7 protein-coding genes are annotated in these 3,977 nt (G+C 59.0%); 4 read left to right on the plus strand and 3 right to left on the minus strand.

The window, feature by feature from the left end; genetic code table 11:
* A partial coding sequence (locus KDL09_RS05825; RefSeq protein ID WP_294382613.1) for a DUF456 domain-containing protein occupies window positions 1-231 on the plus strand: 231 nt, incomplete at its 5' end.
* Between the two features lie 15 nt (window positions 232-246).
* Here the strand turns inward: KDL09_RS05825 and KDL09_RS05830 are convergent.
* Window positions 247-618: a sulfite exporter TauE/SafE family protein gene (locus tag KDL09_RS05830; RefSeq protein ID WP_294382615.1), complete on the minus strand. Its 372-nt coding sequence runs from the start codon at window positions 616-618 to the stop codon at window positions 247-249.
* Window positions 619-625: 7 nt separating this feature from the next.
* Window positions 626-1,750: a DNA polymerase III subunit delta gene (gene holA, locus KDL09_RS05835; RefSeq protein WP_294382617.1), complete on the minus strand. Its 1,125-nt coding sequence runs from the start codon at window positions 1,748-1,750 to the stop codon at window positions 626-628.
* An 11-nt stretch (window positions 1,751-1,761) separates the two neighbouring features.
* On the opposite strand from holA, the gene KDL09_RS05840 reads away from it, so the two are divergent.
* Together KDL09_RS05840 and KDL09_RS05845 are read left to right on the plus strand one after the other, a co-directional pair.
* Entirely contained in the window at window positions 1,762-2,019 is a 258-nt protein-coding gene (locus KDL09_RS05840; RefSeq protein WP_294382620.1) for a hypothetical protein, read from the plus strand.
* Window positions 2,020-2,073: 54 nt separating this feature from the next.
* On the plus strand, window positions 2,074-2,442 hold the full coding sequence (locus KDL09_RS05845; protein WP_294382623.1) for a hypothetical protein: 369 nt from the start codon (window positions 2,074-2,076) through the stop codon (window positions 2,440-2,442).
* A gap of 27 nt (window positions 2,443-2,469) precedes the next feature.
* Here KDL09_RS05845 and pdhA read toward each other — a convergent pair whose 3' ends face one another.
* On the minus strand, window positions 2,470-3,555 hold the full coding sequence (gene pdhA / locus KDL09_RS05850; protein WP_294382625.1) for a pyruvate dehydrogenase (acetyl-transferring) E1 component subunit alpha: 1,086 nt from the start codon (window positions 3,553-3,555) through the stop codon (window positions 2,470-2,472).
* 263 nt (window positions 3,556-3,818) lie between these two features.
* Between pdhA and KDL09_RS05855 the strand changes: the two genes are divergently transcribed.
* A partial coding sequence (locus tag KDL09_RS05855; RefSeq protein WP_294382628.1) for an FAD-dependent oxidoreductase occupies window positions 3,819-3,977 on the plus strand: 159 nt, incomplete at its 3' end.

Consider the following 3,977-nt stretch of genomic DNA (forward strand, 5'->3'; position numbering starts at 1 on the left):
GGTGTTTTCATCGGCGGCATCGCGGGCATGTTCTTCATGCCGCTGGGACTGGTGCTCGGTCCGCTGATCGGCGGCATCGCTTTTGAACTGCTGTTTGCCAAGAAGCGCCTGCAACCTGCGGCGAAATCCGCCTGGGGATCCCTACTCGGGACTGGCGTGGGTCTGGTGCTGAGGCTGGTGGTGTCGTGCGCGATGATCGCGACGTTTCTGCTCGACGCACTGGTGTGGTGAGGTGGTGGAAACCATTCACGCCTTCCCCTGCAACAGCATCTTGACGCCGAAGACGACGAGGATGGTGCCGAAGATCCGGGAGAGCGTTTCGTTGCTCATGCTCTTGAGCCAGCCGGCGCCGAAGTAGGCGAACACGGATGCGGACACAGCGGTGATCGCGGCGACTTTCCAATCGACAAATCCCGAACGCGCATTCTGCGTGGTGGCCATGAGAGCGGTGGGAATGATGATGGCGAGGGAAGTGGCGACGGCGGTCTTCTGCTCCAGTTTGAGAAAGAACACGAAGGCCGGCACCATGACTACGCCACCACCGACACCGCACAGAGAAGCGACAATGCCACTGAGGATGCCGATGAGCAGACAGGTGAGAATGGTGGAAGTGGTCATCGCGGGATCAGCGTGATTTGCGCGCCAGGATGCCGACGAGCAAGCGCTCCAGCACGAGCTTCGGATCGAGTGACGAGGTCACCAGTTTTGCGTTCGCGGCGAGGCAGGCCTTGTAGGCGGCATGGAGTTCGTCGAGCGTGAAGTTCCCTGTCTCCGGCAGGGCGAGGAACATTGGATACGCGTTGAAGCCGGTGCCGTCCTTCTTGCGGGGAAGATGTCCGGTGGCGGACGAGGGCAGCCCTTCGAGGGATGCACAGAAGCCCGAGTAGTTGAATTTGTTGAGCTTGTAGCGCGAGCCGAGATCCTTGATGAGCAGGAGGCTGCGCACGCGTGGAACGATGGCGGCGAGCAGCAGGCCGATGGCGTTCTGGCCCTGATACATGAGCGTTCCGAGCAGTTCGAGTGCACGCGACAGATCGCGCTTTCCAATCGCATTGCCGAGATCCCACAGCACACCCGCACGACTCATGGAGACAAGGCCCTGCACCGTCTTGAGTCCGGCGCGACGGCGCTCGCCGAGATACAGGTCGATTTTTTCGAGCTCGTTTTCCATCTGGCGCGTGTCGTCGCCGGCCATTTGCACGAGCAGTTCCAAAGCTCCGCTTTCAAAGGTGATGCCGAGTTCCTTCGCCTTGCTCGAGGCCATGGCGAGCACGGGTCCTTCCCACCCAGCGCGAGAGGTGTCCGGCTTGTCGAACACTTCGAAATTCGCGAGCTTGGACAGTCGCTTGTAGGAATTGCGGCGCTTGTCGATGCCGGTCGCGCTGATGACGAACTGCACGTCGCTCCCGAGTCCGCCTTCGACGACATTGACGATGCGTTCAAAACCGTTCACCGCATCCTGACCGCGACCGGCGCCAGAGTCGGCCAGGAAATTCGCGTTCTTCAGCCACACGACTTTCGTGCCGCCGAAGAAGGGCAGCGTCTGCAGCGCCATGCAGACGTTGCCGCAGATTTGTCCGGCATGATCGGCATTGTCCGCCGTGCCGTCGATGATGTCGTTGCCGAAGTCGCCGGCATCCTGCGGTGTGAGACTGCGGACCAGCGCGAGCGCGGCCTCCTTCACCCGCGCTTCATCGCTGCCGAGCAGGACGTTTACTTGGCTGGTGGTTTTCTTTTTCGGCGGCGGCATGGGTTTCACGGATGGAGCAGGAATCACACGGCTTCAAGCCTGCGCCGGTTGCAGGCTTGACTTCCGTCCGCCGATTTGATGAAATCGCATTCAATCAATCCAACCATCCTATGAAAACAAATATGATTAGGGCGAAGGTTTCTGTTTCCACGGCCGCATTTATTGCGGCCTTTGTTTTGATCACGGCTCCCGTCTCGGCTGAAGATCTCAACGCGGTGTTCCAGCAGGGCCGCGCGGCCTTCTACCGCAACGACTACGCCACCGCCTAGCAGCTGCTGTCCCGAGTCGCTGCGGCCAATGCGGAGCACACCGAGACGACCAAGATGCTGGCCTTCATCCGCGCGAATCACAAGATTGACGAAGGCACGCTGAAAAAACAGTACGACGCGGTGATGCTGCCAAAGGTGGACATGCAGGATGTGACGCTCGCGGAGGCGATCGACGGACTCCGGGTGCTGTCAAAGAATGCCAGCGGCGGCAAGGTCACGCCGAACTTCATGATCAAAGGTGCAGATCTCGGAGAACGAAAACTGACCCTGGCGCTGAACAACATCCCGCTGACTGAGGCGTTGACCTACATCACCCAGTTGACGAACACGAAGGCGACTTACGACAAGCATGTCGTCATCATCACCGGCATGGCGGATGTGCTTACATCCAGCGCCGAAACAGACGTAAAAGACTCAAAATGAATGATTTAGGCGTATATACGCCTCGCATCAATCATTGAAGAAGTGCCGTCCGGTTTGGCCGGCTTCGGTTTTGTTGTCCACTTCCCAATACACGTCTTCAAAGATCGTTTCCGGCTCCGGATAGGGGCTGGACTTGGCGAATTCGGCTGAGTCTTCGGCTTCCTTCTGCGCTTCCTTGTCGATCTTCTTCAACTCTTCTTCCGTGGCGACTCCCTCGCTCAGAAGGTTGCGCTTCCACACCTGGATGGGGTCGTGCTCATTTTGGAACTTCTCGACCTCTTCCTTGGTGCGGTACTTAAACTTGTTGGCGTCCGCCACGGAATGGCCTTCCCAGCGGTAGGTGGCGATTTCCAGGATGCTCGGCTTTGACTCGCTGTGCGCCCGCTCGATCGCCTTGCCGACCCCGGCGCGGACTTCGTAAATGTCTTCGCCGTTGAACTGCTCCCAGGCCATGCCGTAGCCTTCGGCACGTTTGGCGAGGAAGTCCACATAGGCGGAGGAGCGCTGCTGGCTGGTACCCATCGAGTAGCCGTTGTTTTCGATGACATAGATCACCGGCAGATCCCAGAGTTCGGCGAGATTCAGCGATTCGTGGAAGGCACCCTGATTCACCGCACCGTCGCCGAGGAAGCAAAGGGCCGCGCCTTTGACGCCGCGATATTTGAGGCCATAGGCGAGGCCAAGGCCCAGTGGAGTCTGGCCGGCCACGATGCCGTGACCTCCCCAATAATTCTTGTCTGGAGCGAAGTAATGCATCGAGCCACCCTTGCCACGGGAGCAGCCAGTGGCCTTTCCAAAGAGTTCGGCCATGCACTCGTTCATGCCCATGCCGACCGCCAACGCATGGCCGTGGTCGCGATAAGCGGTGATGACATGATCGTTTTCCCCCATCACGGAAACGGTGCCGACAGCCACGGATTCCTGGCCGATGTAAAGGTGAAGGAAGCCTCCCATGCGCCCAGCCTGGTAGTGCTGGAGTGACACTTGCTCAAAGCGGCGGATGCGCACCATCTTGCGGTAAAGACCCACCTTGTCCTCGTTGGTGAGTTTCTGATTAATCGGGTCGTTGGCGTGCTTTGCCAGCGCTTTGGAGGGGGCTTTCGTCGTGGCCATGTTGGAAGGTCGATACTAGCGGGAAGGGTGCCAAAGGCAAGCAGCGTGTTTGATCCGGGAATATCCGAAACCCTGCCTTGTCAGATGCTGAACTCGACACACCCCATAATTGATTTGTGCTCGTAAATGGAGGGTGTGGACAGGTCTGCTTCCGCTGGCTTTTCAGGTCCCTTCATTTCGGCATTGCCTGAGCAGCTTGGTTGATGTTCCACATGGAACAATCCCCTGCCCTGTGCTAGATTGTCGCTTCCCCTTCCAGCCGCATGTCCGCCAGCCTCTACACCTTCCCCAAGCACTACGACGTCATCGTTTGCGGAGCCGGTCATGCGGGAGTGGAGGCGGCGATGGCGGCGGCGCGCATGGGCTGCCAGACGGCCATCCTCACCCAGAATCTCGACACCATCTCCCAGATGTCCTGCAAC

The organism is Prosthecobacter sp. (assembly GCF_020439865.1).
In the GTDB taxonomy this organism is placed as follows: Bacteria; Verrucomicrobiota; Verrucomicrobiia; order Verrucomicrobiales; family Verrucomicrobiaceae; genus Prosthecobacter.

Bases quoted from the DNA above. Each gene is read 5' to 3' on its own strand.
- KDL09_RS05830 (WP_294382615.1), bottom strand. From the start codon at position 618: ATGACCACTTCCACCATTCTCACCTGTCTGCTCATCGGCATCCTCAGT.
- holA (WP_294382617.1), bottom strand. From the start codon at position 1,750: ATGCCGCCGCCGAAAAAGAAAACCACCAGCCAAGTAAACGTCCTGCTC.
- KDL09_RS05840 (WP_294382620.1), top strand. From the start codon at position 1,762: ATGGAGCAGGAATCACACGGCTTCAAGCCTGCGCCGGTTGCAGGCTTG.
- KDL09_RS05845 (WP_294382623.1), top strand. From the start codon at position 2,074: ATGCTGGCCTTCATCCGCGCGAATCACAAGATTGACGAAGGCACGCTG.
- pdhA (WP_294382625.1), bottom strand. From the start codon at position 3,555: ATGGCCACGACGAAAGCCCCCTCCAAAGCGCTGGCAAAGCACGCCAAC.